Genomic DNA, 26541 nt, shown 5'->3' on the forward strand with positions numbered 1-26541 from the left:
CGGCTGTTTCCTGGGTCGCACTCGGTCACGCTTTTTCACGTCGGCGACGGTCCGGCGCGATACGGCTGTGCTCGTCCCTTTGTATGCCGTCAGCTTTTCCCACCGGCCGTCAGAGCACCATAAGCGGTGGCTGTGCGTCCGGGGCCATTCTTTATATAGGTCATTACTAACGAAAAGGATGCAATTCCAGTGCCTCCGTCCGGACCTGTGAATCCGTCGGGTCCGTCCGACCAGACGCGTACCCGCGTGCGGTGGCACCATGACGCGGTGACCCACGCACGGCAGCATGTGATTCAAGTCGTCGCCCACCGGGGGGCCTCCGAGGACGCCCCGGAACACACCCTGGCCGCGTACACCAAGGCGATCGAGGACGGCGCGGACGCCCTCGAGTGCGATGTGCGCCTCACCGCCGACGGCCACCTGGTGTGCGTACACGACCGCCGGATCAACCGTACGTCCAACGGCCGCGGCGCGGTCTCCGCCCTGGAGCTCGCCGACCTCGCCGCCCTGGACTTCGGCTCCTGGAAGACAGGCGAGGCCTACAGAGGGCGTGACGAGGACCCCGACTGGGAGCACCGCCCGGAGGACCGTGAGGCGACGTCCGTCCTCACCCTGGAGCGGCTGCTCGAACTCGTCGCCGACGCCGGACGCCGGGTGGAACTGGCCATCGAGACCAAGCACCCCACGCGCTGGGCGGGGCAGGTCGAGGAGCGGCTGCTGGTGCTGCTGAAGCGCTTCGGCCTCGACGCCCCGGCCGCCGCCGAGGAGTCCCAGACGCGGGTCATGAGCTTCTCGGCCCGTTCGCTGCACCGCGTGCGTGCCGCCTCGCCGACCCTGCCGACGGTCTACCTGATGCAGTTCGTCTCGCCCCGGCTGCGCGACGGACGCCTGCCCCTGGGCGTGGGGATCGCGGGCCCGTCCCTGCGGATCGTGCGCAACCACCCCGACTATGTGGAGCGCCTGAAGCGGGCCGGCCACCAGGTGCACGTGTGGACCGTGAACGAGCCAGAGGACGTGGATCTCTGCGTCGGCCTGGGCGTGGACGCCATCATCACCAACCGCCCGCGCGCGGTGCTCGACCAGCTCGGCCGCTGAAGATACCGGGCCGACCACACAAGTCCCACCAGACCCACGCACACCTCTTGACCTCACCCCTTGGCGGGCGGGATCCTCGCGTCTCGGCCACACCGACGAAATCCAGCCACATGATTACAGGGAGTGCTCCGGCGCGTTCGGTCGGTATTCGATCGTGGTGAATGCGTCATAGGACGCGTGTTGGCCGGTTTCCGGTACAGGCCAATGGGGCATCCACACCGTGGCGTGGGGCAAAGGAGGTCTCGGGGGTGGCGTTGGTGGTGGCACAGGAGGTGCCCACGTCGTCGAGCATGGCCGTACCTCATGGCCCTGCGGGCGTGGGGAAAGCACGACACCGTATGCGCGCGCAGTTGCGCAGAGGTGGCGTAGCGGAATCGGTCATCGACGACGCCCTATTGATCCTTTCCGAACTTTTGAGCAACGCGTGCAAACACGGCAGGCCCCTGGGCGACGCGCTCTCCGGTGACGGTGACGTCCGTGCGGCGTGGCGCGTGGATCCGTCCGGCCGGCTCATCGTCGAGGTCACGGACGGCGGTGGCCCGACCCGTCCCGCCCCGGCGACCCCGTCGGTCACGGCGCACGGCGGCCGCGGGCTGAACATCATCACCGCGCTGGCCGACGACTGGGGTGTCCGGGACGACATCCGCGGCGAGGTCACCGTGTGGGTCGTCGTCCACGCCGACGTGTACGACCCGGACGCCGGCCACCGCCGCGACGACTTCGCGACGCGCGTCACAGCCCCGGCGGTGTCCCAGATACCCGGGCTGGACTTCGCCGACGCGTTCGACGACATGGACTGACGCGGCGCCGGCCCAACCCGGTTGTCCGCGGGATCGCTGTTGTCCACGGGACCGGTGTTGCCCACAAACCCCCTGTCGTCCACAGGACCGCGTCCCCCGAGGCGCGAACGGCTAGGCTCGCGACCGTACGAGACGAGCCGTAACCGGGAGACCCATCGATGGCCAAGAAGCGACCCCAGACGAAGGCCAAGCGCCCGCAGATCACGGACGGGGAGATCCCGGTTGTCGGCGCCCGCGAGCCCTGCCCCTGCGGCAGCGGCCGCCGCTACAAGGCCTGCCACGGCCGGGCCGCGGCCCACGCCGCGACCGAGCTGGTGCACCGCCCCTTCGAGGGCCTGCCCGGCGAGTGCGACTGGGTGGCCCTGCGCGAGCTGGTCCCGGCGGCCACGGCCGGGCTGACGCTCAAGGACGGCCTCCCCGACGGCGTCCCGGCGGTCACGCTGGCCACGGTCCTGCCGATGGCCTGGCCCGCCCTGCGCCGCGACGACGGCTCGGTCCTGCTCGGCCTGCAGAACGACACTTCCTCGGGCGACATCAGCCGCGACCTCGCCGACACCCTCCAGCGCGCCCTGGAAGCCGAGCCCGGCACACCGGTGCAGGGTCGCCGCGCCCCGGCCGACGGTCCGCGGCTGCAGGATCTGCTCGACCCGGAGGGCGCCTTCGAGCCAGAAGTGCACAGCGGCTTCGAGTTCTGGGTGCCGGACCCGGAGAACGCCAGCCCGGAGGTGACCGCCTCCCTGGAGCGGGCCAACGCCGCGGCCATCCCGACCGTCAAGCTCCAGGGCGTGGACGCCGCCTACTGGTGCGAAACGCCCGAGAAGAACCATCTGCGGTGGGTCATGCCCCACCCCGAGGAGCAGCTTCTGGACGCTCTCGCGCGGCTGCACGCGGCGGGCCGGTCCAGCCTGGGCGAGGGCACCCGTCTGGTGGGCTCCTTCCGCGCTCACGGGCTCACAGTGCCGGTCTGGGACCTGCCGAGCGGGGTCACGGCCGAGGACGTGGAGAAGCCGGCGGCGGAGTTCGCCGAGCGCCTCGCCACGGCCCTGGCCACGGACGCGCCGCTCACCGCGGACGAGCGCCGTGCGCGGGGAGGCCTCACCAACCGGCAGGTCACGCTCAGCTGACGGAACGCCACGGGGCCCGGTCCGGCCGCTCGGCCGGCCGGCCGGACCCGCGTCCTCCGAACCGGCACACCCTTCACAACTCCCGTCCGGCACAAGCCAGTCGGTGACTGGAAAGGGCGAGAGCGAATTTGCGAACCGCCGATCTCTTGTTACCGTTCCTGTAGCCCGGTTGCTGGTGCATCCCCCGTCGCCAGCAACCGGGTCTTTCTTTGCGGCGACGGTTCACGGAACGCGTCCGATCGTCAACTTCCCGCTGCCATGGGCGAGTTGCTCCCCGAGCGCAGCAGCAGCGGCCCCTGGCCGGCCCGCCGGGCGAACTCCGCGACCGCCGTGTACGCCGCCAGATCCCCGCGTGCGGGTTCACGGGGTGTCTCACAGGTCCCCGGCTCGTCCTCGGCGCCCACCGCGCACGTGATCCGCACGGTCCGGGCGCCGGGCCCCATCAGGCTCAGTACGGCGTACAGCGCCTCGCCGGTCGCGTTGCGGTAGTAGGTCCGGGCCCAGGTGCCCGCGGCCTGCCTCACGACACAGGTCTGCGCCTCGACGCCGTCGGGTGAGGAGAGTTCGGGGCCGCAGCGCGCGGCGGTGGACAGCCCCGGGCCGAGCGCGGGGAGGCCGGCCACGGCGGAAGGCCCCTTGCCGTCCGCGGACGGCGGGGAGGAACGTACGCCTCCCCGTCCGGAACCGGCCACAGAACCGCCGCGTGCCCCGGCACCGCCCGCCGAGTCCTCGGCATGTGTGGTCGCCTCCCCCGCATCCGGGGACCTCGCGGACGCCACGGCCAGCGGCAGTACGACCGCGCACGCCGCCACGACGCCCGCGAGGGCGAACAGTCGGACCTTTCGGGGGCCCCGGGGCCGGCCCCGGGAATGACGCGGCATGGCCCCGGAACATAACGCGCCGGGGCGGAACCCGGGCCCGGCGCGCCCTACGGCCCTACAACTCGGGTGCGCTCACACCCGTACGAGTGAGGGCCTCGACCGCGGCGTCCACCACAGCCTCCACATCGGGCACCCACGGCGAGGCCGAGCCGGGCAGCGGCGCCCGCTCCCAGCGGATCTCGCCCTGCCCCGTCTCGGACGGCGGCAGCGCCAGGTAGCCGCCCTCCCCGTGGAAACGGAGGGAGCCGGGCACGAAGTCCTTGGCGTAGAGCAGTTCGCCGAGCTGCTCCATGGAGTACGGCTTCACGAGGATCGCCCAGCGGGCGGGGGACGCGACGACCGGGCCGAGCCGCATGCCCATGCCGTCGAGCGCGTCGAGGGCGCGGGCCGCCGGCAGGGCGGGCAGGGAGACCGCGCAGGGCGCCTTGCCGCCGGTGGCCAGGACGATCGGCGCCGTGGGTCGGTTGCCCCACCACCAGCGCACCATGCGCCCGTCCGTGGTGGCCGCGAGCAGGCCGGGGTCGAAGGGGTGCGCGCCGGGGACCGTGCACTCGGGGTCCGGGCAACCGCAGCGGTTCCGCCCCTCGGGGTCCGCCGCCACGCCCGGGAGTACGGGCCACTGCCATTCCGTCGCGTAGGTCAGGGCCGCGCCGATCAGCTCAGGCCTCCCGTCGCTGCGCTGGGACAGGAGCCTGCGTCGCCTTCCGAGGATCTCGCGCATGTGCGCTCGTTCCTTTCCGTTGCACGCCGGCAACACCGTGGTCCACATCACATCATGTGTCGATCACTTCACTGTGCGTACCTGTTGGCGCATCACACCCCTGCCGTGCGCAAGGGGAACCCCTATGGGTCGAGCATTGACTGCCTCCGCGGCCGTCCCGCCCATACTGCGTCTATCAAAAGCACGGGTGTGGCGTAGGGGTGGCGAAGTATGGCGTTTGCCGTCGCGCGTATTTCTCTCCGCCTCCGCCACGGGAGGATGGGGCACGGTCGTCGGTGGCTAAGACGCCCGGGTCCGTCACCAGGTTCCGGGTAGTTCGCAACCACCCCTGGCCTTCACCGAGTACGTACCCATCGCGACCGTTGTGACGCTCCGTCGAGCAAGCCCAGTCGACCGCAATAAGCCGTCCTATGCGGCAGTTTTAAGCCAACTTTGCATTTAGGCAAGAGGAAGGAGACTTTTCCCTCGGACCTCACGGACACCAGGAATCCCAGCAGGACAATGCTGGACATCTCCTCACGAGTGCGTGTACATGTGGAGACACTGCTAGCGGCGCAGAATGACATGGGGGTTTGCGATGCTTTTGAGCAGTACGCGCTGGTCGGAAAGCCGGACGCCATGAACGCCCCGCACCCTCCGAAAGTGGCTGGAATCGATGCAACGGTTCCATCACCAGCACACACTGTCGCGCCTGTCGCGGCGGGTACCTCCTCGTCCGCCCCGGCAAACCCTCCTGCCCCACCGGGCGCGGTATTCCAGGACCGTCTCGCCGGCTGGGTCTCCGACCTCACCACCCTCCACGAGCTGACCGAGCGCCTGACCCGCACGTCCGCGCTCGACCAGGCGCTCCACGAACAGCTGCGGGCCGGCGCCGCCCTGGTGGGCGCCCGCCGCGGCCTCGTCGTCCTGGAACCCGGCGACGGCCTGGGCCCGGACACCACCATCGGCCTGGGCCTGGCTCGCGCCGACCTCGGCCACATCGAGACCGTGCCCCGCAGCGCCCTGTCCTACGGCCGGATCCTCGACGGACCGCCCGGCGGCGAGGACGGCATCGCCCAGCCCGACCTGTTCGCCGAGGAGGGACTCGACCCCCGCCACCGTGAGGTCGCGGCCCGCCTCGGCTACGCCGCCAGCTACGCCCTCCCTCTGACGACCGAGTCCGCCGGCCGCCTCGGCGCCGTCGTGTGGCTCTACGACGAACCCGCCGAACCGAACGAGCGGCAGCGCCACCTCGTCGGTCTGTACGCCCGGTACGCCGCCGAACACCTGGCCCGGCTCCTGGAACTGGAGCGCACGCGCGCGTCCATGGCGACCATGTCGGAGGAGCTGCTGCCCGCGCGGCTGCCGCGGGTGGCCGGTGTCCAGCTCGCCGCCCGGCACCGCACGGGCCCGCGCGGCGGCGGCGACTGGTACGACGCGCTGCCGCTGCCCGACGCCGCCCTCGGCCTCGCGGTCGGGTCCGTCACCGGGGCGGGGCCCAGCGCGGTCGCCGCGATGGGGCGGCTGCGGGCGTCCCTGCGGGCGTACGCCGTGATGGAGGGGGAGGACCCGGTCGCCGTCCTGTCCGACCTGGAGCTGCTGCTGCGGCTGACCGAGCCGGCCCGCTCGGCCACCGCCCTCTTCGGCTACTGCGAGCCGGCCGCCCGCAAGATCACGCTGGCCGGTGCCGGACACAGCCCGCCGCTGCTGCTCGGACAGCGCCGCACCGAGTTCGTGGAGACGTCGGTCTCCGCCCCCCTCGGCATGCTCGCCTGCTGGGAGGCGCCGAGCGTGGAGATCCTCGCCGAGCCCGGAGAGACGGTTCTGCTCTACACCGACGGGCTGCTGCACCGCACCGGCGAGACCACCGACCGCGCCTTCGCCCGGCTGCACGCGGCGGCGGCCGGAGCGCCCCGAGCACTGCGGCGCGACCCCGGCGCCCTCGCCGACCACGTCCTGCGCAGCGTGCTGCCGGACGGGCTGGACGGGGGGGTACCTCCCGGTCGAGCGAATTCGAGACTGGGGGAGGACGGTGCGGAGGACGTCGTCCTGCTGGCGGTTCGGTTCGAGTAACGCTCCTCGTCATCGCCCTGAGACCGCTTCCGCGCCGCCGTAGAGTGGAGGGCGGTCCAGTGCCGTATCGAGGAGGATGACCGCCGTGGCAGAAGAGCCTTCGGACACCCCGGAGACTGCCGAAGAGGAGCCGATCAAGCAGCGGAAGAACGGACTGTACCCCGGCGTGTCCGACGAGCTTGCCGAGAACATGAAGAGCGGCTGGGCTGACACCGAGCTGCGTGACCTCCGGCCCATCCCCCAGGCCGCCGAGACCGCGGCCCGCCGGGCCGCGCTGTCCGCGCGCTTCCCGGGCGAGCGGCTGGTGATCCCCGCGGGCAACCTGAAGACCCGCTCGAACGACACCGAGTACGCCTTCCGCGCCTCCGTCGAGTACACCTACCTCACCGGCAACCAGACCGAGGACGGCGTCCTGGTCCTGGAGCCCAAGGGCGAGAGCCACCAGGCGACGATCTACCTCCTGCCGCGGTCGAACCGGGAGAACGGCGAGTTCTGGCTGGACGGCCAGGGCGAGCTGTGGGTCGGCCGCCGCCACTCCCTCACCGAGGCGGAGAAGCTGTACGGCATCCCCGCCTCCGACGTGCGCGAGCTGACCGGGGCGCTGCGCGAGGCCACGGGCCCCGTGCGGGTCGTGCGCGGGTACGACGCCGGCATCGAGGCCGCGCTGACCGACAAGGTCACCGCCGAGCGTGACGAGGAGCTGCGGGTCTTCCTCTCCGAGGCGCGGCTGGTCAAGGACGAGTTCGAGATCGGCGAGCTCCAGAAGGCCGTCGACTCGACCGTGCGTGGCTTCGAGGACGTGGTGAAGGTCCTCGACAAGGCCGAGGCGACCTCCGAGCGGTACATCGAGGGCACGTTCTTCCTCCGCGCGCGCGTGGAGGGCAACGACGTCGGCTACGGCACGATCGCCGCGGCCGGTCCGCACGCCTGCACGCTGCACTGGGTGCGCAACGACGGGCCCGTGCGGTCGGGTGACCTGCTGCTGCTCGACGCGGGTGTGGAGACGCACACGTACTACACCGCCGACGTCACGCGCACACTGCCGGTCAACGGCCGGTTCAGCGAGATTCAGCGGAAGATCTACGACGCCGTGTTCGAGGCCCAGGAGGCCGGGATCGCGGCGGTGCAGCCGGGGGCGAAGTACCGGGACTTCCACGACGCCGCGCAGCGGGTGCTGGCCGAGAAGCTGGTCGAGTGGGGGCTGGTCGAGGGGCCGGTGGAGCGGGTGCTGGAGCTGGGGCTTCAGCGGCGGTGGACGTTGCACGGGACCGGGCACATGCTCGGGATGGACGTGCACGACTGCGCTGCCGCGCGGACCGAGACGTATGTCGACGGTGTGCTGGAGCCGGGGATGTGCCTGACCGTCGAGCCGGGGCTGTACTTCCAGGCCGATGATCTGACGGTGCCGGAGGAGTACCGGGGTATCGGTGTGCGGATCGAGGACGACATCCTCGTGACGGAGGACGGCAACCGGAATCTGAGTGCGGCGTTGCCGCGGCGCTCGGATGAGGTCGAGGCGTGGATGGCCTCCGTCAAGGGCTGAGTTTCGGGTGCGGGTGCGTGGGGGCTGGTCGCGCGGTTCCCCGCGCCCCCAAGGCATCCAGGAACAGTACGCCGTCCAGGGACGCCGCCCGTCAGGTGCGTGAGGCCGGGCTGCGAGCCGACTGTGAACCGACCGGCGGCATCCGGCCAGGGTCCAAAAAACCGCAGGTCAACGGTAGTTGGCGTGTGAGATCATGGCCGACCTTGCCGGGCCGACTCGGGGAACAGCATGAAGAACGTCCAGACGGCGCTGACCATGCAGGACGCCATCCTCACCCTGCAGAAGTACTGGAGCGACAACGGCTGCATGATCACGCAGCCGTTGAACACCGAGGTCGGAGCGGGTACGGCCAACCCGGCCACGGCGCTGCGGGTGCTCGGCCCCGAGCCGTGGAGCGTCGCCTACGTGGAGCCGAGCGTGCGGCCGGACGACTCGCGCTACGGCGAGAACCCCAACCGGCTCCAGACCCACACCCAGTTCCAGGTCATCCTCAAGCCCGACCCGGGCAATCCGCAGGAGTTGTACCTGGGCAGCCTGCAGGCGCTCGGTGTCGACCTGGGCGCGCACGACGTGCGGTTCGTCGAGGACAACTGGGCCTCGCCCGCGCTCGGCGCCTGGGGGCTGGGCTGGGAGGTCTGGCTGGACGGCATGGAGATCACCCAGTTCACCTACTTCCAGCAGGTCGGCGGTGTCGCCCTGGACCCGGTGTCGGTGGAGATCACGTACGGCCTCGAACGCATCCTGATGAACCTTCAGGGCGTGGCCCACTTCAAGGACATCGTCTACGCGCCGGGCATCACGTACGGCGAGGTGTTCGGGCAGAACGAGTACGAGATGAGCCGCTACTACCTCGACGACGCCGACCTCGACACCAACCAGCGGCTCTTCGACGCGTACGCGGCCGAGGCCCGGCGCCTGCTCGACCTGGAGTTGCCGGTCCCGGCGTACACCTACGTGCTCAAGTGCAGCCACACCTTCAACGTGCTCGACGCGCGCGGCGCGATCAGCACCACTGAGCGGGCCAAGGCGTTCGCGCTGATGCGCGGCCTGACGCACGAGTCGGCCAAGCTGTGGGAGCGGCGGCGGGCCGCGCTGGAGCATCCGCTCGGGGTGGCGGCCGCACCGGCCCCGGCCCAGCGGGCCACGCTGCCCAAGGTGCCCGGCGTCGAGACGCTGCTGTTCGAGATCGGCGTGGAGGAACTGCCGTACGCCGACGTCCCCGCCACCACCGAGGCGGTGCGCGAGTCGGTCACCGCCAAGCTGGCCGCCACCCGCCTGGGGCACGGCCCGATCACCGTGATGGCCACGCCCCGCCGGATCGTGATCACGGTCGACGGGGTGCAGCCGCGCGAGCGGGACACCATGCGGACGGTGCGCGGCCCCAAGGTCGCCGCCGCCTTCAAGGACGGCGCTCCGACGCCTGCCCTGCTGGGCTTCGCCCGCAGTCAGGGGGCCGAGCCGACCGACGTGCGGATCGTCAACGTCAAGGGTGTCGAGTACGTGGCCGTCACCCGGCACGAGGAGGGGCGTCCGGCCGCCGAGGTGCTCAGCGATCTGCTGGCCGAGGTCGTGGCGGGGCTGCGTGCCGGCCGGAACATGCGGTGGAGCGACCCAGGTCTGTCGTTCTCACGGCCCGTTCGCTGGCTGCTCGCGCTGCTGGGCCGTACTCCCCTGCCCGTGGTGGTCTCCTCGCTCGCCGCGGGCGACACGACGCGGGTGCAGCGTCAGGCTCCCTACCCGATCGTCCGCGTGACCTCGGCCGAGGGCTACCCGCACTTCCTGCACATGCACGGCATCCTGCTCGACCGGGACGCCCGGCGCGGCGCGGTGGTCCGCGGTGCCCTGGAGGCGGCGGCCGAGGTGGGCGGGCGGATCGACGTGGAGGGCCAGGCCGATCTGATCGACGAGATCACCGACATCCTGGAGTTCCCCTACGCCGTGCGGGGGTCGTTCGACGAGCGCTATCTGGAACTGCCCGCGAGCGTCCTGACCACCGTGATGCGCAAGCACCAGCGCTATCTGCCGGTGCTGAACGGCGAGCGGCTGATGCCGCACTTCGTCACCTTCGCCAACGCCCTGTGCGACGACGACGTGGTGCGGGCGGGCAACGAGGCGGTGCTGCGGGCCCGTTACGAGGATGCCGCGTTCTTCTGGCGGGCGGATCTGAAGGTGCCGCCGGCGGAGTTCCGGCGCCGGCTGGACAAGCTGACGTTCGAGGACCGGCTCGGTACGGTCGCCGACCGCGCCGACCGGCTCGCCTCCCTCGCCCTCGACCTGGCCGGACGCGCCGGGCTCCCCGAGGAGGCGGTGGACGTCGTCCGGCGCGCCGGTGCGCTGGCGAAGTTCGACCTGGCGTCGCAGATGGTGATCGAGTTCTCCGGACTGGCCGGGGTGATGGCCGAGGAGTACGCCCGCCGGGCCGGCGAGTCCGCCGAGGTCGCCCGGGCCCTGGCCGAGATGGAGCTGCCGCGCTCCGCCGGCGGCGCCCTGCCGGCCGGGGACGCGGGTGCCGTACTGTCGCTCGCCGATCGGTTCGACCTGGTGACGGGCATGTTCGTGATCGGCGCCGCGCCGACCGGGAGTTCCGATCCCTACGGGGTGCGCCGGGCCGCGATCGGGCTGCTCAACGTGCTGCGCAGTGTGCCTGCCGTGGCCGGCGTGCGGGTGAGCGAAGGGTTGCGCGCGGCGGCCGTACGGTACGCCGCGCAGGGTGTCGAGGTGCCCGCCGAGCGGGTCGCCGAGGCCGCCGAGCTGGTCACCCGTCGCTATGAGCAGCAGCTCACGGACGCCGGGCACGAGCACCGGCTCGTCCAGGCCGTCCTGGTGTGGGCCGACCGGCCCTCCCACGGTGACCGCACCCTGGCGACACTGGAGCGGCACATCGGCACGGAGGCGTTCGAGGCACTCGCTGCCGCGTTCCAGCGGGTGGTGCGCATCCTTCCCGAGGGCGGCGTCCAGGCGGCAGATCCGTCCCTGCTGACCGCGCCCGCCGAGCTGCGTCTCGCCGAGAGCGCCGACGCCGTACGCCAGGCCCTGCACGGCCGCGAGGGCGACCTCGGTGCTCTGATCGAGGTGTCCGCCCCGCTGGTCGAGGCGATCGGCGCCTTCTTCGACGAGGTGCTGGTGATGGACCCCGACCCGGCGGTGCGGGCGGCCCGGCTGGCACTGCTCACTCAGGTGGCGGGGCTGGCGCGTACGACGCTGGACTGGGGCGCGCTGTAGGGGAGGGACGGCCGGAGGGCGGACGTCCAAGGGACGGACGCGTCAGGGGGCGGACGTTTCACGTGAAACACCGCCTCCGGGCCGACCGGTCGTCGGCAGAGGTCAGACCGCCATCAGCGGCGTTGCGTCCTTGCGCCACTTGAGAACCTTGTCGAAGCTCACCACGGCCCCGCCCCGGCCCGGCTTGTTGCCGATGTGGACATGGTCGGCGAGCTCCTCGATGAGGCACAGCCCTCTGCCGTTCTCCGCGTCGGTGTGTGCGGGCCGGACCGGCGGGCGGGACCGGCCGGCGGAGGCCGCGGGGAACCCCGGGCCCGCGTCGGCGACCTCGATCCGGCACTTCTCGCCGTCGAGGTACGCCGTAACCCGGTACGCCTCCGAACCCGGGCCACCGCGCGCCGTGGCCCCGCCGTGCTCCACGGCGTTCGCGCAGGCCTCGCTGAGGGCGACGGAAAGGTCGTAGGAGATATCGGGATCGACGCCCGCAGTCTCCATCGTGCCGATCAGAAGGCGCCTGGCGAGCGGCACGCTCGCAGCTTCGCGCCGCAGATGGAGTGACCACCAGATGCTCATGCTCCAGCCTCCTGGCCGCGGCTCGACATACCGTTACGTATTGCCCTGAGTCCCCGCATGTAAGCGTGAAGTTGACGTGATGCCGCCCATACGGCGGATGCGCCCCCTCCCTGACCGGTGTATGTGGGGGCGCGTGGGGCCAGAAAGTGATGTTCTGGTCGTACGGCATCTTGCGGACCTGCCGCACGAGGTCTGCGGGGCCAGTGCGATGATGAGCCCGCCATGACTGCCCCCCACGCGTGCGCGACGCGCTCCGGACTCACGCTCCGGATCCTGCGGGCCGCGGTGTTCGCCGCGGTCTGTGTCGTGCTGGCCGGGGCAGGTCACGCGCTCGCCTCCTGCGACGGCATTCCGCTGTGGACGCTGGGCGCCGGTTTCCTCGGGGTGGTCGCGGTGGCGGCACCGTTCGCCGGGCGGGTGCGCTCGCTGCCGGGGATCACGGCGCTGCTCGCGGCCGGTCAGACCGTATTGCACACGCTGTTCGGACTCGGCCAGCACGGTACGGCCGCCGCCACATCGTCGGTGCCGGCGGGCGTGAGCGACGCCGCGCTGATCCAGCAGGCCGCGCGGCTCGTGTGCGGCACGACCGCGGCGGCGATCAGCCCGGCGCAGGCCCACAAGATCCTCATCGATGCCCGGATTCAACCGCCCACGGGCACGCACACGCACCTGCTGGCGGACGGCGGCGCCTCGGCCTCGCTATGGCCGTCCCTGCCGATGCTGCTCGGCCACGTCCTCGCGGCGGTCGGCGCGGGCTGGCTGCTGCGCCACGGTGACCTGGCTCTGCTGCGGCTCACCGAGCTGCCGGCGCAGGGTGTCGCGGAAGGGGCGCTCGTGCGCTCCCTGCGGGCCGCTCTCGCGCTGGTGCGCGCCCTGCGCGCCGGGCTGCCGGGAGCGCCGGAAGCTTGTCCGCGCCCCGTGTGCGCCGTGCGACCCGCGCCTGTGATGCCGCGTATGACCGCACTCCAGCACACGGTCGTCCGGCGCGGCCCGCCGACCATCACGGCTCGCGCCTCCGCACTCGCCGCCTGACGCGACGCGACCACCACTCCGCCTTTCGTACGATTCGGATGATTCGGGCGGCTGAGAGGGGGGCCGCCGTCGTGCGGCACGCGCGCGTGCGCGTAACCCTCATCCCTCTTCATCCCGACCCGACTCACAGCGGAGTGTTCCTTCCATGAAGGCTTCCCGTATCGCCGCGGCCGGTGCCGCCGCCGGTGTCACCGTCCTCGCCCTGTCCGTCCCCGCCTTCGCGCACGTCACCGTGCAACCCGAGGGCGACGCAGCCAAGGGCGGCTACGCGGTCGTCGACTTCAAGGTCCCCAACGAGCGGGACAACGCCTCGACCACCAAGCTCGAGGTCAACTTCCCCACGGACCACCCGCTGGCCTCGGTGATGCCGGAGCCGATGCCCGGCTGGAAGATCGTCGTCACCAAGTCCAAGCTGGACAAGCCGCTGGAGATGCACGGCGAGAAGATCTCCGAGGCCGTCACCAAGGTCACCTGGACCGCCGACGGCAAGGGCATCGAGCCCGGCTACTTCGAGAAGTTCCCGGTCTCGATCGGTCAACTGCCCGAGGACACCGACCAGCTGGTCTTCAAGGCCCTCCAGACGTACTCCAACAAGGAGGTCGTCCGCTGGATCGAGGTGCCGCAGGAAGGCCAGGACGAGCCCGACAACCCGGCCCCGGTGCTGGAGCTGTCCGCCGCCTCCGAGGACGGGCACCACGCCTCCTCGGGTGACGATGCCTCCGACGCCGAGTCGGCCGAGAAGGCCTCCGCCGACACCGCCTCCTCCGACAGCACCGACACCACCGCCCGCGTCCTGGCCATCGTCGGCATCGTGGTCGGCGCGGCGGGCGTCGCCTACGGCGTGCTGGCCGGGCGTCGGCGCACCAACGCCTGACGCCGCTTCCGTTGCACGGCGCGCACCGGGTTCCCGCCCCCGGGCGGGGGCACCCCCGGTGCGCGCCGGGTCACCGACATCTGGGACATTTCTCTATGCGCACCAAGACCTTCGCCGCGGCCGCTCTGCTCGCCGCCACCTCCCTGACCCTGACCGCCTGCGGCAGCGGCAACGACAGCGACAAGCCCGTCGCCGTGGTGTCGGAGCAGGCCGGTACCGACAAGGCCGCCACCGTTCTCGACAAGCCGTTCGAGAAGCCGGACCTGGTCCTCACCGACACCCAGGGCAAGAAGTACGACCTCCGCAAGGAGACCGAGGGCAAGCCCACACTGATCTACTTCGGCTACACCCACTGCCCCGACGTGTGCCCGTCGACGATGAGCAACATCGCCGTGGCCAAGAAGCAGCTGCCCAAGGCCGAGCAGGACGAGCTGCGCGTCGTGTTCGTCACCACCGACCCGGACCGCGACAAGCCGGCAGAGCTGGGCAAGTGGCTCAAGGGCATCGACCCGCAGTTCATCGGCCTCACCGGCGACTTCCCGACCATCCAGGCCGGCGCCCGCACCCTCGGCATCTCCATCGATCCGCCGCGGAAGGACAAGAACGGCAAGATCATCTCCGAGCACGGCACCCAGGTCATCGCCTTCTCGCCGAAGACCGACGGCGGCTATGTCCTCTACGGCGAGGACGCCACCGTCGACGACTACACCAAGGACCTCCCCGAGATCACCAAGGGGGAGAACCCGTGAGGCGGCGACTCGGCCCGGCGGCCCTCGTCATAGCCGGGGCGCTCGCCCTGGCGGGCTGCGGCGGCCCGGACTCGGAATCCGGCGACTCCGCTTCCGGGAGCGGCAATGCGGAACTCTCCGTGAGCTCCGCCTACATGCCGCAGCCCGTCTCCGACGAGATGGCGGCCGGCTTCTTCACCGTCACCAACAAGGGCGGTGCCGCCGACGAGCTGACCTCGGTCACCAGCGACATCGCCGGGCAGGTCACCGTGCATGAGACCGTCGGCTCGGCCATGCAGGAGGTCAAGGGCCTGAAGGTCCCCGCCCGCGGCGAACTCGTGCTGAAGAGCGGCGGCAACCACCTGATGTTCGAGCAGCTGAAGCACAAGCCGAAGGAAGGTCAGACGGTCTCCGTCGAGCTGCACTTCGCCCACTCCGGCCCGGTCGAGGTCGAGATGCCGGTGAAGTCGGCGACCTACCGCCCGACGACCGGACACTGAGGGAGGGACCCCTGTGACGCAGACCATCGCCCCCCGCGTCCGGACCGTGGTGCTGCTGCTCCTGGCCGCGGCCTGCGCACTCCTCGTCGGCGCCGGACCGGCCTCCGCGCACGCCGCGGTGACCGGCAGCGACCCCGCGCAGGGGGCGGTGGTCGACAAGGCCCCGGCCCGGATCTCGCTCACCTTCTCCGAGCAGGTGGCGATGTCCGGCGACTCGCTGCGCGTGCTCGACCCCGGGGGCAAGCGCGTCGACGCGGGCGAGCCGTCCAACGTCAGCGGCACGACGTACGCCGTGCGGCTCCACTCCGGCCTGCCCGACGGCACCTACACGGTCGCCTACCAGGTGGTGTCCGCGGACAGCCATCCCGTCGCCGGCGCCTACACCTTCTCCATCGGCGCCCCGTCCAAGACGTCCGTGACGGTCTCCGGGCAGACGGCCGACGACGGCGTGGTCGGCTGGCTCTACGGCCTCGGGCGGTACGTGTCCTACGCCGGGTTCATCGTGATGGCCGGTGGCGCCGCCTTCGTACTCGCCTGCTGGCCACGCGGCTCCGGGGTGCGGCCCGTGCAGCGGTTCGTCGTCTCCGGGTGGCTGGCGCTCACCGGCGCGACCCTCGCCCTGCTGCTCCTGCGCGGCTCCTTCACCGGCTCCGGGAAGGTCGCCGACATCTTCGACCTGTCCCTGCTCGGGCAGGTGCTCCAGACCAAGACCGGCGCGGCACTGGTGTCCCGGCTGCTGCTGCTCGCCGCGGCGGCGCTGTTCATCGCCGTGCTGTTCGGTGCTTACGACAAGCGCGAGGATCCTCAGGAGAAGCGGGACCTGACCTTCGGGCTCGCCATCGGCGGTGTCGTCGTGGCGGCCGGGCTCGCCGCGAGCTGGGCGATGTCCGAGCACGCCTCGGTCGGACTCCAGGCGGGCATCGCCATGCCGGTCGACGTCGTCCATCTGCTGGCCGTCGCCGCGTGGCTCGGCGGGCTGGGCGCGCTGCTGGTCGCCCTGTACCGGGCACCCGCCGACACGCCCGTCGACACGTCGGCCGTACGCCGCTTCTCCCGACTCGCCTTCGGCAGCGTCCTCGCACTGATCGCGACCGGGACGTACCAGTCCTGGCGCCAGCTCGGCTCCTGGTCCGCCTTCACCGACACCCGCTACGGACAGCTGCTCCTCGCCAAGATCGCCCTCGCGGCCCTCCTGGTCGGCGTCGCGTGGATCTCACGCCGGTGGACGGGGCGGCTGGCGGAGACGGTGCCGGCAGCGGCGGAGCGGGAGAAGGCGCGGGTCGGAGCAGGGGCTGAGGCCTCCGGTGACGCGGAGCCCGGCGGGACCGGCGATGACCGGACCGGCGCGGGCCCAGAAGCCGCCACGGACACCGCCACGGACACCGACACCGACACCGACGCCGACGCCGACGAGCAGCCTGATTCCGAACCCGCCGACACCGAGCGGGCCGCGCAACTCGCCCGGCAGCGGGCCGCCCGGGACGCCGCCCGGCAGAAGCGGCTGCGGGACGCCGACCCCGACCGCCTCGGCCTGCGCCGCTCCGTGCTGGCCGAGGCCGGCATCGCGGTCGTCCTGCTCGCCGTCACCACCGTCCTCACGCAGACCGAGCCGGGACGCACGGAGCAGGAGGCCAAGGCCGCCACGTCGGCCTCCGCGTCCACCTCGCCGGACACGGGAGCGTCCGGGGCGCTGACCCTGAACATGCCCTTCGACACCGGCGGCGAGAACGGCAAGGGCATCGTCACCGTCGACCTCGACCCCGCACGCGTGGGCGACAACGAGATGCACGTCTACGTGGAGCGGCCCGACGGCCAGGCCTTCGACATCCCCGAGGTCAAGGTCGACTTCACCCTGAAAGCCAAGGACATCGGGCCGCTGCCCGTCGTCCCCGACCACCTCGCAACCGGACACTGGTCGGCGAACGGAGTGCAGATCCCCATGGCCGGCGACTGGAAGGTCGACGTGACCGTGCGGACCTCCGACATCGACGAGGTGACCGTCACCAAGAACGCGCAGATCGGCTGAACCACCATGGCTGACCAGTCCCTTCCGAAAGTCCGTACCTCCGGCGCCGCCCCGGCGAAGACCGAAGCGGCCCCGGCCGACGAGGGCATCTCACGGCGACGCCTGCTCGGCTCCGCCGGTGCCACCGGGCTCGTGCTCGGCACGGCGGGCGCGGCCGTCGGATACGCCGCCGCCCCCACCGAGGCCGCCGCTCCCCTCACCTCACTCGGTGCCGACCGGGCGATGTTTCACGGGAAACATCAGCCCGGTATCACCGACGGCCTCCAGGCCCGCGGCCACCTCGTCGCCTTCGACCTGGCGGCGGGCGCCGGCCGCAAGGAAGCCGCCGCGCTGCTGCGCCGCTGGTCGGAGACGGCCCGGCGGCTGATGGCGGGTGAGCCCAGCGCGCACGACGACACCGACGTGGCACGCGACGCCGGGCCCTCGTCGCTGACGATCACCTTCGGCTTCGGCCACAGCTTCTTCGGCAGGACCGGCTTGGAGAAGCAGCGCCCGACCGCTCTGGACCCGCTGCCCGAGTTCTCCTCCGACCACCTCGACAAGAAGCGCAGCAACGGCGACCTGTGGGTGCAGATCGGCGCCAACGACGCCCTCGTGGCCTTCCACGCCCTGCGCGCGATCCAGAAGGACGCGGGGTCGGCGGCCCGGATCCGCTGGCAGATGAACGGCTTCAACCGCTCACCGGGCGCCACCGCCCACCCCATGACGGCCCGCAACCTGATGGGCCAGATCGACGGCACCCGCAATCCGAAGCCGTCCGAGCCCGACTTCGACCAGCGGATCTTCGTGCCGGAGAAAGGCGAACCGGCCTGGATGGCGAACGGCTCCTACGCCGTCGTACGCCGGATCCGCATGCTCCTCGACGACTGGGAGAAGCTCTCCGTCAAGGCGCAGGAGGACGTGATCGGCCGCCGCAAGTCCGACGGGGCGGCGCTGTCCGGCGGTACCGAGACGACCGCGATGGACCTGGAGAAGACGGACTCCCAGGGCAACCTGGTCGTCCCGATCAACGCCCACGCCCGGATCACGCGGCCCGACCAGAACGGCGGCGCGGCGATGCTCCGCCGCCCCTTCTCGTTCCACGACGGCATCGACCCGGACGGCGTCCCCGACGCGGGCCTGCTCTTCATCTGCTGGCAGGCCGATCCACTGCGCGGCTTCGTGCCGGTGCAGCGCAAGCTCGACCGCGGCGACGCCCTGTCGCAGTTCATCCGGCACGAGTCGAGCGGGCTGTTCGCGGTGCCCGGTGGGGCCGCCGAGGGCGGGTATGTGGGGCAGAAGTTGCTGGAGGGGTGAGAATTCAGCTCTCGGTGGGTTGTCGGGGATAGCGCTTCCGCGAGCCCATTAGGGTGAGGTCATGCCAGCGAGCTATGCGTATCTCGGCCCCGAGGGCACCTTCACCGAAGTCGCCCTGCGCACCCTCCCCGAGGCCGCCACCCGGGAGCTCATCCCGTACGTGTCCGTCCAGTCCGCGCTCGACGCGGTACGCGTCGGCGACGCCGAGGCCGCGTTCGTGCCGATCGAGAACTCCGTCGAGGGCGGCATCACCACCACCCTCGACGAGCTGGTCGCCGGCGCTCCGCTGATGATCTACCGCGAGGTGCTGCTGTCGATCACCTTCGCGCTGCTGGTCCGCCCGGGCACGAAGCTGTCGGACATCAAGACGGTCTCCGCCCACCCGGCAGCCCAGCCGCAGGTGCGCAACTGGCTGAAGAAGAACCTCCCGGACGCCCACTGGGAGTCGGCCGCCTCGAACGCGGACGCCGCCCGGCTGGTCCAGGAGGGCCAGTACGACGCCGCCTTCGCCGGGGAGTTCGCGGCCGCCCGCTACGGCCTGGAAGCCCTGGAGACCGGGATCCACGACGCGGAGAACGCCCAGACGCGGTTCGTGCTGGTCGGCCGTCCCGCCCGGCCCGCCGCGCCGACCGGCGCGGACAAGACCTCCGTCGTGCTGTGGCAGCGCGACGACCACCCCGGCGGTCTGCGCGACCTGCTGGGCGAGTTCGCCACCCGCGGCATCAACCTGATGCTGCTCCAGTCCCGGCCCACGGGCGCGGGCATCGGCAACTACTGCTTCTGCGTCGACGCCGAGGGCCACATCTCCGACCGCCGGGTGGCCGAGGCCCTGATGGGCCTCAAGCGGATCTGCCTCCAGGTGCGCTACCTCGGGTCCTACCCGCGCGCGGGCATGCAGCCGGGGGACGTCCAGCCGCCACGGCCGGGGACGTCGGACGACGAGTTCGTGGCGGCGGCGGACTGGGTGGCGCGGTGCCAGGACGGCCGGTTCTAGAACCGGCTCCGGGCGGCTTCAGGCAGGTCGTACCTGCTGATTGTCGTTATCCACAGAAGTTATCCACAGGTCCGCTTCTCGACCTGGGGACAAGTCGACAACGAAACATGAGCCAGTCGACAAATCGCCCTAAGGCCCCTGACCTGTCCATCGACGGGCAGGTCGCCCTTCGTCCACCGTTTCCCCTTGCGTAACTCTTTGGAGTGACCCATTTCCACTCGAACGTGAGGGTAAGGCAGGTTTGTGTCGGGAATCCTTCGGTGCGACCCGGCCTTCCGGAGTGATCAGTTGCGAAGTCCACAGATCTTCCACACAGCCTGTGGATAACTTTTCGGCATGTGGGGATCCCTGTGGACAACCGAGCCCCAAGTCCCGTTCCCCACAAGGAATTCGAGTCAATCCCGCGCCCCATGGATGCCTCTTTCCGGGGAGAGACGGTCCGTTTATTGACACAGTGTGCAATTCCGTCATAACGGTACGTAAGCCACACCGGGAATAGTGAGTCGTGGGCGGTCATCGCACACCGGTAGCCTTGAGCACGTGATTGACCTTCGCCTGCTCCGTGAGGACCCCGACCGTGTGCGCGCGTCGCAGCGCGCCCGTGGAGAGGACGTCGCGCTCGTCGACTCCCTCCTGTCCGCCGACGAGCGGCGCAGGTCGTCCGGCGTCCGCTTCGACGAGCTGCGCGCCGAGCAGAAGGCGCTCGGCAAGCTCATCCCCAAGGCTTCCGGAGACGAGAAGGCCGAGCTGCTGAAGAAGGCGGGCCAGCTCGCCGCCGACGTCAAGGCCGCCGACGCGGACCGTGACGCGGCCGCCACCGAGACCCAGCAGCTGCTCCAGAGGCTCGGCAACCTCGTCCACCCGGACGTGCCCGTCGGCGGCGAGGAGGACTTCGTCACCCTGGAGACGCACGGCACGATTCGCGACTTCACCACCGAGGGCTTCGAGCCCAGGGACCACCTGGAGCTCGGCCAGATCCTCGGCGCGATCGACGTCGAGCGCGGCGCCAAGGTCTCCGGCTCGCGCTTCTACTTCCTGACGGGCGTGGGCGCCCTGCTGGAGCTCGCCCTGGTGAACGCGGCGATGGCCCAGGCCAGCGCGGCCGGCTTCACCCCGATGCTGACCCCGGCCCTGGTCCGCCCCCAGTCCATGGCGGGCACCGGCTTCCTCGGGCAGGCCGCCCAGGACGTCTACCACCTCGCGAGCGACGATCTCTACCTGGTCGGCACGTCCGAGGTCCCGCTCGCCGCGTACCACATGGACGAGATCATCGACGCCGAGAAGCTGCCGCTGCGCTACGCGGGCTTCTCGCCCTGCTTCCGCCGCGAGGCCGGCTCGCACGGCAAGGACACCCGGGGCATCTTCCGTGTGCACCAGTTCGACAAGGTCGAGATGTTCTCCTACGTCACCCCGGAGGACTCGCAATCCGAGCACCAGCGGCTGCTGAAGTGGGAGAAGCAGTGGCTGACCTCGCTGGAGCTGCCGTACCGCGTGATCGACGTGGCGAGCGCCGACCTGGGCGCCTCGGCGTCCCGCAAGTTCGACTGCGAGGCGTGGATCCCCACCCAGGGCAAGTACCGCGAGCTGACCTCGACCTCGGACTGCACCGAGTTCCAGTCCCGCCGGTTGTCGATCCGCGTCCGTGAGGGCAAGCAGGTCCGCCCGCTGGCCACGCTCAACGGCACGCTGTGCGCCGTGCCGCGCACGATCGTGGCGATCCTGGAGAACCACCAGCAGGCCGACGGCTCCGTGCGGGTGCCCGAGGTGCTGCGTCCGTACCTGGGCGGCCGGGAGGTCCTGGAGCCGGTGGCCAAGTGACCACCGCCGGTTTTCCGTACCAGCTGATCGCCACCGACCTCGACGGGACGCTGCTGCGTTCCGACGAGTCGGTGTCGCCCCGCACCCGTGACGCGCTCGCCGCGGCCACCGCGGCGGGCGCCGCGCACATCGTCGTCACCGGCCGCGCGGTCCCGTGGACCCGGCACATCCTCGACGACCTCGGCTACCAGGGGCTGGCCGTCTGCGGCCAGGGCGCGCAGGTGTACGACGTCGGCACCCACCGGCTGCTGACGTCGGTGACGCTCGACCGGCAGCTGGCCGGGGTGGCGCTGGCCAAGATCGAGGCGGAGGTCGGCCCGCTGTACCTGGCGGCGAGCCGGGACGGCCTGGACGGCGAGGTGCTGGTGGGGCCCGGCTACGCGGCCTACGGCAACTTGCCCTCGACCCCGTTCACGGACGCGTCCGACCTGTGGACCGCGCCCCTGAACAAGCTGTACATCCAGCACCCGACGCTCTCGGACGACGAGCTGTGCGAGGTGGCCACGCGCACCGCCGGTGGTTTCGTCACCGTCGTCATGGCGGGCGAGGGCATCATCGAACTCCTGCCCCTGGGCCTGTCCAAGGCGACCGGCCTGTCCCTGGCGGCGCGCCGGCTCAAGGTGAAGGCGGCCGACACGATCGCCTTCGGCGACATGCCCAACGACATACCGATGTTCGCCTGGTCCTCCTACGGTGTCGCGATGGCGGACGCCCACGAGGAGCTGAAGGCGGTGGCCGACGAGGTGACGTCCTCGAACGAGGAGGACGGGATCGCGGTGGTGCTGGAGCGGTTGCTGGGCTGAACCTCGGGCCTGTCGCTCAGTGCCCGGTGGTGCTCGGCGGAGGATGCACGGATCGAACGTGCGCGGGCTTTCCAGCCCGACCATGACTCGCTTTCGATCGAACACAGCGCGAGCCAGTGCCTTGCCACTCGGCCAATCCTCCGGGTGGGCGGCCCACGCGAGTGCGATTCGCGTGCTCGAAGCGGCCGCCCCGGGCAGCTCCCCGTATGGGGCAAGTTCTACGGAGGGGTAGCGACTACTCCGGAACCCGCCGCGGGCTGCCCTGAAGGGAGCCGGACGTACTGCCGTGCATGGGCACCGTCCCGCTCCTCTCCCAGAACGTGGCGCCGGGCTGATCGCCCGGCAGGGACGACAACCACTCTGCCCGCCGGACGAATTGGGCGCCACTGAATAAACCGGCGGCGGCCGGACCGGCTAGCGCCTGCGCCACCTACGCCTGCGGGCCTTGCTGAAGAACCAGCCCGCGGGTGGCTCGTCGGAGCGCCAGGGCTGGGGCTCCGGCTCCTCGCGGCGCCAGCGCGCGGCGAGCATCCGGGCGCGGGCGGACGGCTCGGAGGTCTCGGCGGAGCGTATGAAGTCCTCGTCCAGGACGAGGCCGTCGAGTCCGTCGAGGCCGTCCCGGGCAGCGTCCCCGGAACCGGATCCGGGCGCGTTCCCGGCGCCGGATGCGGACTGCCCCTGGTCGTCGTACTGAGCCCTCTCGCCCGCCATCCCCGTCCCTCCCAGCCGTCCAACTCCCGTGCGCTTCCCCTACATCCCGTTTGCCCAGTGTGCCCTGACGGAGGTGAAGCCCCCGTCAAGGCCGGGGCACGTCACTCCTCGCCGGCGAGTGTCAGCGAGCGCAGCTTCTGACCGGCGTACCAGGTGGCCAGCGCTGTGACGGCCACCAGCAGGACCGTCGCCGTGGTGAGGCCGACGTCCGAGGTCACCAGGTCGCCGCCGGACACCTTCTGGGCCACGGCCAGCGCCCACTGCTGGACGCTCAGCGTGCGGGCGCCCGGCACCAGGGAGCCGAACAGGGCCTCCCAGACCAGGGCGTAGACGAGCCCGAACACCACCGCGTGCCGGGAGACCGTGCCCAGCAGCAGGAACAGCGCCGCGTACGCGATGGAGGCGACCAGCGCGGCCACCGTGTAGGCGACGGCGACCTGCTGGCCGTTGCCGTTCAGGATGAAGCCCGCGACGAGCGTCGGCACCGCGGAGAACACCATCGTCACCGCGATCGCGACGATCAGCTTGGTGAAGATGATCGTCGGGCGTTTGATCGGTTTCGACAGCAGGTACACCACCGAGCCGTCGTCGATCTCCGGTCCGATCGCGCCGGTCCCGGCGATGACGCCGATGATCGGCACCATCGTGGCGAGGGCGAGGCCGCCGAGCAGGTCCGCCGCCGTCTGGTCGTCCGCCCCGGCGAGGAAGCGCACCACCACCGAGATGGCGATGAGCAGCAGCGGCAGGGCGCCGAGGATGAGAGCCCGGCGTCGGCCGAGCAGGGCCCGGTAGGTGAGCCGGGCGACTGTGGGGTCGTACATCAGGGCCTCCTACGCCGCGACGAGGTACGAGAAGACGGACTCGAGGGACTCGTCGGACGGCGAGACCGTGAGCAGCCGGATGCCGTGGTCCCTGGCCACCCGCGGCAGCAGAGCCGTGAAACGGCCGAAGTCGACGGCCTGGATGCGCAGGCCGCCCTCGGCGAGGTCGACCTCGATGCCGGACGTCGACGGGTCGGCGATCAGCGCGGCCGCGAGGGCGCGGTCGTCGCTGGAGCGCACCAGGTAGCGGTGCGGCCGGTCGGTCATCAGGCGGCGGATCTTGCGGAAGTCACCGCTGGCGGCGTGCCGGCCGGCGACGACGACCTCGATGTGCCAGGCGAGTTGCTCGACCTCTTCGAGGATGTGGGACGAGAACAGCACCGTGCGGCCCTCGTCGCCCATGCGCCGCAGCAGGTCCATGAGCTGCATGCGCTGGCGCGGGTCCATGCCGTTGAAGGGCTCGTCCAGCAGGAGCAGGGACGGGTCGTGGACCAGGGCGGAGGCCATCTTCACGCGCTGGCGCATGCCCTTGGAGTACGTCTGGATCTTGCGGTCCTGCGCGTACTCCATCTCGACCGTGGCGAGCGCCTTCTGGGCCGCCTTGGCGCCCAGGCCGTGCAGCTCGGCGTTGGCCAGGACGAACTCCTGCCCGGTGAGGAAGTCGTACATCGCCTCCCGCTCGGGGACGACGCCGATGTGCTTGTAGATCTGCTCGTTGCGCCACACCGGCTGGCCGTCGAGGGTGACCGCGCCGGTGGAGGGTGCCAGGAAGCCGCCCATCATGTTGATGAGGGTGGACTTTCCGGCGCCGTTGGGGCCGAGCAGGCCGGTGACGCCGGGGCCGACGGTCATGGTGATGTCGTTGACGGCGACCACGTTGCCGAACCAGCGGGAGACGTGGTCGATGGAGAGCGTGGTCACAGTCCCACCTTCTTGTAGCGGCGCATCAGGAGGCCGTAGCTCGCCGCGATGAGGCCCAGGGCGACGAGGACGTAGGCGACGCCCTCGGCGGTGCTCGGGCCCACCCCGCCGGGGAAGGCGGAGGTCGCGCCCAGGAACGCGGACTGCACGCCGTCGACGATCGTGGTCGGCGAGAACAGCCCGATCCACGGCACGGCGTCGCTGCTGCCCTGTGCGTCGGCGATGGCCTGGAGGGTGGAGACCGCGCCGTAGGTGATGGTCAGCACGGCGATCACGGCCGCGATGCCGAAGCCGCGGCGCGGGGTGAAGGACGCGATGACCAGGCCGATGCCGGCGAACAGCAGTGAGAGCAGTGCCACGGAGACCAGTCCTTGTGCGAATCCCTTGGTCTGGTCGGCGAAGTCGAGCTTGGCCAGCAGCGCGCCCACGTAGAGCACGAGCAGGGGACCGGCGGTGAGGATGAACAGCGCCGAGGCCAGCGCCGCGAACTTGGCGCGGACGTAGTCGGCGGTCTCGATCGGCCGCGAGAAGTACAGCGGCACGGTCTTGAAGCGCAGGTCGCGCGAGACGGACTGGGGCGCCTGCGAGGCGACGTACAGGCTGATGACCGCCTGCATGACGATCGCGTAGCTCGTGTAGTCCACGGGCAGGGCGTTGGCCTTGGTGGCGACCGCGACGGCGACCATGATGGCCGCGGGCACGCACATCACCACGAACAGCAGCATGGGCAGCACCTTGGACTTCACCGAGCGGCCGAGGCCGTAGGAGCCGCGCAGGGACTGCGAGTACAGGGAACGGCGGGCGTAGGCGCGGCCCAGCCGGGGGCCGTCGTAGCTGCGGTAGCCGATGTTGTGGATGCGGGTCTGGTCACCCGGCGCCGGGGCGGATGTCCCCGTGGAGTGCTCAACCGCCATGGCCGACCGCCTCCTTCCGCTGCTCGTGCTGGTCACTGGTCGTGAAGACCTCGGAGATGTGGTGCCTGCGCTGCTCCATGCGCACCAGGCCGAGTCCGAGGTCCGCGATCACGTCCCGGACCAGGTCGTACGTCTCCTCGCCCCGGGCGGTGAGCAGCAGGATGTGGCCGGCGCCCGGCAGGCCGCTGCCGTCCTCGACGCTCACCCCGCGCGCGTGCAGCGCTTCGCGCATCGCGCGGGTGCCGTCCGGGTGCTCGTCGGTGTCGGTGACCTCGATCGCCAGGGTCGTCGTGGTCTGGGTGAAGTCCGTGGTGGAGCTGGAGCGCAGGAGTTTGCCTCCGTCGACCACGACGACGTGGTCGCAGGTGCGTTCCAGTTCGCCCAGCAGGTGCGAGGTGACCAGGACCGAGATGCCGAAGTCGGTGTGGATCCGGCGGATCAGGCCGAGCATCTCGTCGCGGCCGACCGGGTCGAGGCCGTTGGTCGGCTCGTCGAGGAAGACCAGCTGCGGGTCGTGCACGAGGGCCTGCGCGAGCTTCACGCGCTGCTTCATGCCGGTCGAGTAGCCGCCGATGGGGCGGTAGCGCTCCTCGTACAGGCCGACGTGGCGCAGGGTGTCGGCGGTGCGCTCGCGTGCGGCGGTGGGCGGCAGGCCGGACATGCGTGCCATGTGGACGACGAACTCGGTGGCCGAGACGTCCGGCGGCAGGCAGTCGTGCTCGGGCATGTAGCCGACCCGCTCGCGGATGTCGGCGCCCCTGGTGGCGACGTCGAGGCCGAGCACTTCGGCGCGGCCCTCGGTGGCGGGGGACAGACCCAGCAGGATCTTGATCAGTGTGGACTTGCCGGCTCCGTTGGCTCCGACGAGTCCGGTCACACCGGGCCCGACGTCCACGGAGAGCCGGTCAAGCGCGGTCACCCGGGGGAACCGCTTGCTCAGGCTTTCGGTCGCGATCACAGTCACGATTCGAAGGTAGGGGCCGCGATCGTGGGGGTCGTCACTCCGCAGAGCTGTTCTCGGGTCAACCTGGAGGAGTAGGGGCCCTTAGGGGACCTGGTTCCTGAGAGTTACCACGACCGGGAGCAGGCCGG

At 71.1% G+C, this 26541-nt stretch carries 23 protein-coding genes and 1 tRNA gene; 15 read left to right on the plus strand and 9 right to left on the minus strand.

Annotated features, from left to right (window positions below):
- The first annotated feature begins 267 nt into the window (after positions 1–267).
- The 3 genes from HDA41_RS19625 to HDA41_RS19635 all read left to right on the plus strand — a co-directional run bounded on the left by HDA41_RS19625 (position 268) and on the right by HDA41_RS19635 (position 3019).
- Complete coding sequence (locus tag HDA41_RS19625) at positions 268–1095, plus strand: glycerophosphodiester phosphodiesterase (protein WP_184985673.1); 828 nt, start codon at positions 268–270, stop codon at positions 1093–1095.
- 161 nt (positions 1096–1256) lie between these two features.
- A complete protein-coding gene (locus HDA41_RS19630) occupies positions 1257–1895 on the plus strand; it encodes an ATP-binding protein (protein ID WP_184985675.1) in 639 nt (212 codons plus the stop codon).
- Between the two features lie 158 nt (positions 1896–2053).
- Complete coding sequence (locus tag HDA41_RS19635; RefSeq protein ID WP_184985676.1) at positions 2054–3019, plus strand: DUF5926 family protein; 966 nt, start codon at positions 2054–2056, stop codon at positions 3017–3019.
- Positions 3020–3261: 242 nt separating this feature from the next.
- Here the strand turns inward: HDA41_RS19635 and HDA41_RS19640 are convergent, their stop codons facing one another.
- A complete protein-coding gene (locus HDA41_RS19640; RefSeq protein WP_184985678.1) occupies positions 3262–3900 on the minus strand; it encodes a hypothetical protein in 639 nt (212 codons plus the stop codon).
- Between the two features lie 55 nt (positions 3901–3955).
- A complete protein-coding gene (locus tag HDA41_RS19645; protein WP_184985680.1) occupies positions 3956–4621 on the minus strand; it encodes a bifunctional DNA primase/polymerase in 666 nt (221 codons plus the stop codon).
- A 501-nt stretch (positions 4622–5122) separates the two neighbouring features.
- Between HDA41_RS19645 and HDA41_RS19650 the strand changes: the two genes are divergently transcribed.
- From HDA41_RS19650 to HDA41_RS19660, 3 genes are all read left to right on the plus strand, one after another.
- Positions 5123–6673, plus strand: a complete 1551-nt coding sequence (locus HDA41_RS19650; protein WP_184985682.1) for a PP2C family protein-serine/threonine phosphatase — start codon at positions 5123–5125, stop codon at positions 6671–6673.
- A gap of 76 nt (positions 6674–6749) precedes the next feature.
- Positions 6750–8216, plus strand: a complete 1467-nt coding sequence (locus tag HDA41_RS19655) for an aminopeptidase P family protein (protein WP_184985684.1) — start codon at positions 6750–6752, stop codon at positions 8214–8216.
- Between the two features lie 228 nt (positions 8217–8444).
- Positions 8445–11438 carry a glycine--tRNA ligase gene (locus HDA41_RS19660; RefSeq protein ID WP_184985686.1) on the plus strand — a complete coding sequence of 998 codons (2994 nt, stop codon included), beginning with the start codon at positions 8445–8447 and terminating at the stop codon, positions 11436–11438.
- Between the two features lie 102 nt (positions 11439–11540).
- Here HDA41_RS19660 and HDA41_RS19665 read toward each other — a convergent pair whose 3' ends face one another.
- Entirely contained in the window at positions 11541–12011 is a 471-nt protein-coding gene (locus tag HDA41_RS19665) for an ATP-binding protein (protein WP_184985688.1), read from the minus strand.
- 222 nt (positions 12012–12233) lie between these two features.
- On the opposite strand from HDA41_RS19665, the gene HDA41_RS19670 reads away from it, so the two are divergent.
- The 9 genes from HDA41_RS19670 to HDA41_RS19710 all read left to right on the plus strand — a co-directional run bounded on the left by HDA41_RS19670 (position 12234) and on the right by HDA41_RS19710 (position 22082).
- Positions 12234–13043, plus strand: coding sequence for a hypothetical protein (locus HDA41_RS19670; protein ID WP_184985690.1), 810 nt, complete (start codon positions 12234–12236; stop codon positions 13041–13043).
- A gap of 145 nt (positions 13044–13188) precedes the next feature.
- The gene (locus HDA41_RS19675) at positions 13189–13917 is read left to right on the plus strand and encodes a YcnI family copper-binding membrane protein (protein WP_184985692.1); all 729 of its coding nucleotides are present in this window, start codon (positions 13189–13191) and stop codon (positions 13915–13917) included.
- A 95-nt stretch (positions 13918–14012) separates the two neighbouring features.
- Positions 14013–14666 carry an SCO family protein gene (locus tag HDA41_RS19680; protein ID WP_184985694.1) on the plus strand — a complete coding sequence of 218 codons (654 nt, stop codon included), beginning with the start codon at positions 14013–14015 and terminating at the stop codon, positions 14664–14666.
- Entirely contained in the window at positions 14663–15145 is a 483-nt protein-coding gene (locus tag HDA41_RS19685; RefSeq protein ID WP_184985696.1) for a copper chaperone PCu(A)C, read from the plus strand. The genes HDA41_RS19680 and HDA41_RS19685 overlap by 4 nt, the downstream gene beginning before the upstream one ends.
- 13 nt (positions 15146–15158) lie before the next feature.
- Positions 15159–17171 carry a copper resistance CopC/CopD family protein gene (locus HDA41_RS19690; RefSeq protein ID WP_184985698.1) on the plus strand — a complete coding sequence of 671 codons (2013 nt, stop codon included), beginning with the start codon at positions 15159–15161 and terminating at the stop codon, positions 17169–17171.
- A 6-nt stretch (positions 17172–17177) separates the two neighbouring features.
- Positions 17178–18467 carry an iron uptake transporter deferrochelatase/peroxidase subunit gene (gene efeB, locus HDA41_RS19695; RefSeq protein ID WP_184985700.1) on the plus strand — a complete coding sequence of 430 codons (1290 nt, stop codon included), beginning with the start codon at positions 17178–17180 and terminating at the stop codon, positions 18465–18467.
- A gap of 61 nt (positions 18468–18528) precedes the next feature.
- Positions 18529–19461, plus strand: coding sequence for a prephenate dehydratase (gene pheA / locus HDA41_RS19700; RefSeq protein WP_184985702.1), 933 nt, complete (start codon positions 18529–18531; stop codon positions 19459–19461).
- A 540-nt stretch (positions 19462–20001) separates the two neighbouring features.
- Complete coding sequence (gene serS, locus HDA41_RS19705) at positions 20002–21279, plus strand: serine--tRNA ligase (protein ID WP_184985704.1); 1278 nt, start codon at positions 20002–20004, stop codon at positions 21277–21279.
- Complete coding sequence (locus tag HDA41_RS19710) at positions 21276–22082, plus strand: HAD family hydrolase (protein ID WP_184985705.1); 807 nt, start codon at positions 21276–21278, stop codon at positions 22080–22082. The genes serS and HDA41_RS19710 overlap by 4 nt, the downstream gene beginning before the upstream one ends.
- A gap of 37 nt (positions 22083–22119) precedes the next feature.
- Here the strand turns inward: HDA41_RS19710 and HDA41_RS19715 are convergent.
- From HDA41_RS19715 to HDA41_RS19740, 6 genes are all read right to left on the minus strand, one after another.
- Positions 22120–22224 (minus strand) — tRNA-OTHER (locus HDA41_RS19715).
- 272 nt (positions 22225–22496) lie between these two features.
- Positions 22497–22793, minus strand: a complete 297-nt coding sequence (locus HDA41_RS19720; protein WP_184985707.1) for an SGM_3592 family protein — start codon at positions 22791–22793, stop codon at positions 22497–22499.
- Between the two features lie 101 nt (positions 22794–22894).
- The gene (locus HDA41_RS19725) at positions 22895–23614 is read right to left on the minus strand and encodes an ABC transporter permease subunit (RefSeq protein WP_184985709.1); all 720 of its coding nucleotides are present in this window, start codon (positions 23612–23614) and stop codon (positions 22895–22897) included.
- Between the two features lie 9 nt (positions 23615–23623).
- Positions 23624–24535: an ABC transporter ATP-binding protein gene (locus HDA41_RS19730; RefSeq protein ID WP_184985711.1), complete on the minus strand. Its 912-nt coding sequence runs from the start codon at positions 24533–24535 to the stop codon at positions 23624–23626.
- Positions 24532–25449, minus strand: a complete 918-nt coding sequence (locus HDA41_RS19735; protein ID WP_184985713.1) for an ABC transporter permease — start codon at positions 25447–25449, stop codon at positions 24532–24534. The genes HDA41_RS19730 and HDA41_RS19735 overlap by 4 nt, the downstream gene beginning before the upstream one ends.
- Positions 25439–26407, minus strand: a complete 969-nt coding sequence (locus HDA41_RS19740) for an ABC transporter ATP-binding protein (protein ID WP_184993561.1) — start codon at positions 26405–26407, stop codon at positions 25439–25441. The genes HDA41_RS19735 and HDA41_RS19740 overlap by 11 nt, the downstream gene beginning before the upstream one ends.
- Between the last annotated feature and the right edge of the window lie 134 nt (positions 26408–26541).

Source organism: Streptomyces caelestis (assembly GCF_014205255.1).
GTDB classification, from domain to species: Bacteria; Actinomycetota; Actinomycetes; order Streptomycetales; family Streptomycetaceae; genus Streptomyces; species Streptomyces caelestis.

Excerpts from the sequence above, each read along its gene's own strand:
- HDA41_RS19630 (WP_184985675.1), top strand. The coding sequence starts at position 1,257 with ATGCGTCATAGGACGCGTGTTGGCCGGTTTCCGGTACAGGCCAATGGG.
- HDA41_RS19635 (WP_184985676.1), top strand. The coding sequence starts at position 2,054 with ATGGCCAAGAAGCGACCCCAGACGAAGGCCAAGCGCCCGCAGATCACG.
- HDA41_RS19640 (WP_184985678.1), bottom strand. The coding sequence starts at position 3,900 with ATGCCGCGTCATTCCCGGGGCCGGCCCCGGGGCCCCCGAAAGGTCCGA.
- HDA41_RS19645 (WP_184985680.1), bottom strand. The coding sequence starts at position 4,621 with ATGCGCGAGATCCTCGGAAGGCGACGCAGGCTCCTGTCCCAGCGCAGC.
- HDA41_RS19650 (WP_184985682.1), top strand. The coding sequence starts at position 5,123 with ATGCTGGACATCTCCTCACGAGTGCGTGTACATGTGGAGACACTGCTA.
- HDA41_RS19655 (WP_184985684.1), top strand. The coding sequence starts at position 6,750 with ATGACCGCCGTGGCAGAAGAGCCTTCGGACACCCCGGAGACTGCCGAA.
- HDA41_RS19660 (WP_184985686.1), top strand. The coding sequence starts at position 8,445 with ATGAAGAACGTCCAGACGGCGCTGACCATGCAGGACGCCATCCTCACC.
- HDA41_RS19665 (WP_184985688.1), bottom strand. The coding sequence starts at position 12,011 with ATGAGCATCTGGTGGTCACTCCATCTGCGGCGCGAAGCTGCGAGCGTG.
- HDA41_RS19670 (WP_184985690.1), top strand. The coding sequence starts at position 12,234 with ATGACTGCCCCCCACGCGTGCGCGACGCGCTCCGGACTCACGCTCCGG.
- HDA41_RS19675 (WP_184985692.1), top strand. The coding sequence starts at position 13,189 with ATGAAGGCTTCCCGTATCGCCGCGGCCGGTGCCGCCGCCGGTGTCACC.
- HDA41_RS19680 (WP_184985694.1), top strand. The coding sequence starts at position 14,013 with ATGCGCACCAAGACCTTCGCCGCGGCCGCTCTGCTCGCCGCCACCTCC.
- efeB (WP_184985700.1), top strand. The coding sequence starts at position 17,178 with ATGGCTGACCAGTCCCTTCCGAAAGTCCGTACCTCCGGCGCCGCCCCG.
- pheA (WP_184985702.1), top strand. The coding sequence starts at position 18,529 with ATGCCAGCGAGCTATGCGTATCTCGGCCCCGAGGGCACCTTCACCGAA.
- HDA41_RS19720 (WP_184985707.1), bottom strand. The coding sequence starts at position 22,793 with ATGGCGGGCGAGAGGGCTCAGTACGACGACCAGGGGCAGTCCGCATCC.
- HDA41_RS19725 (WP_184985709.1), bottom strand. The coding sequence starts at position 23,614 with ATGTACGACCCCACAGTCGCCCGGCTCACCTACCGGGCCCTGCTCGGC.
- HDA41_RS19735 (WP_184985713.1), bottom strand. The coding sequence starts at position 25,449 with ATGGCGGTTGAGCACTCCACGGGGACATCCGCCCCGGCGCCGGGTGAC.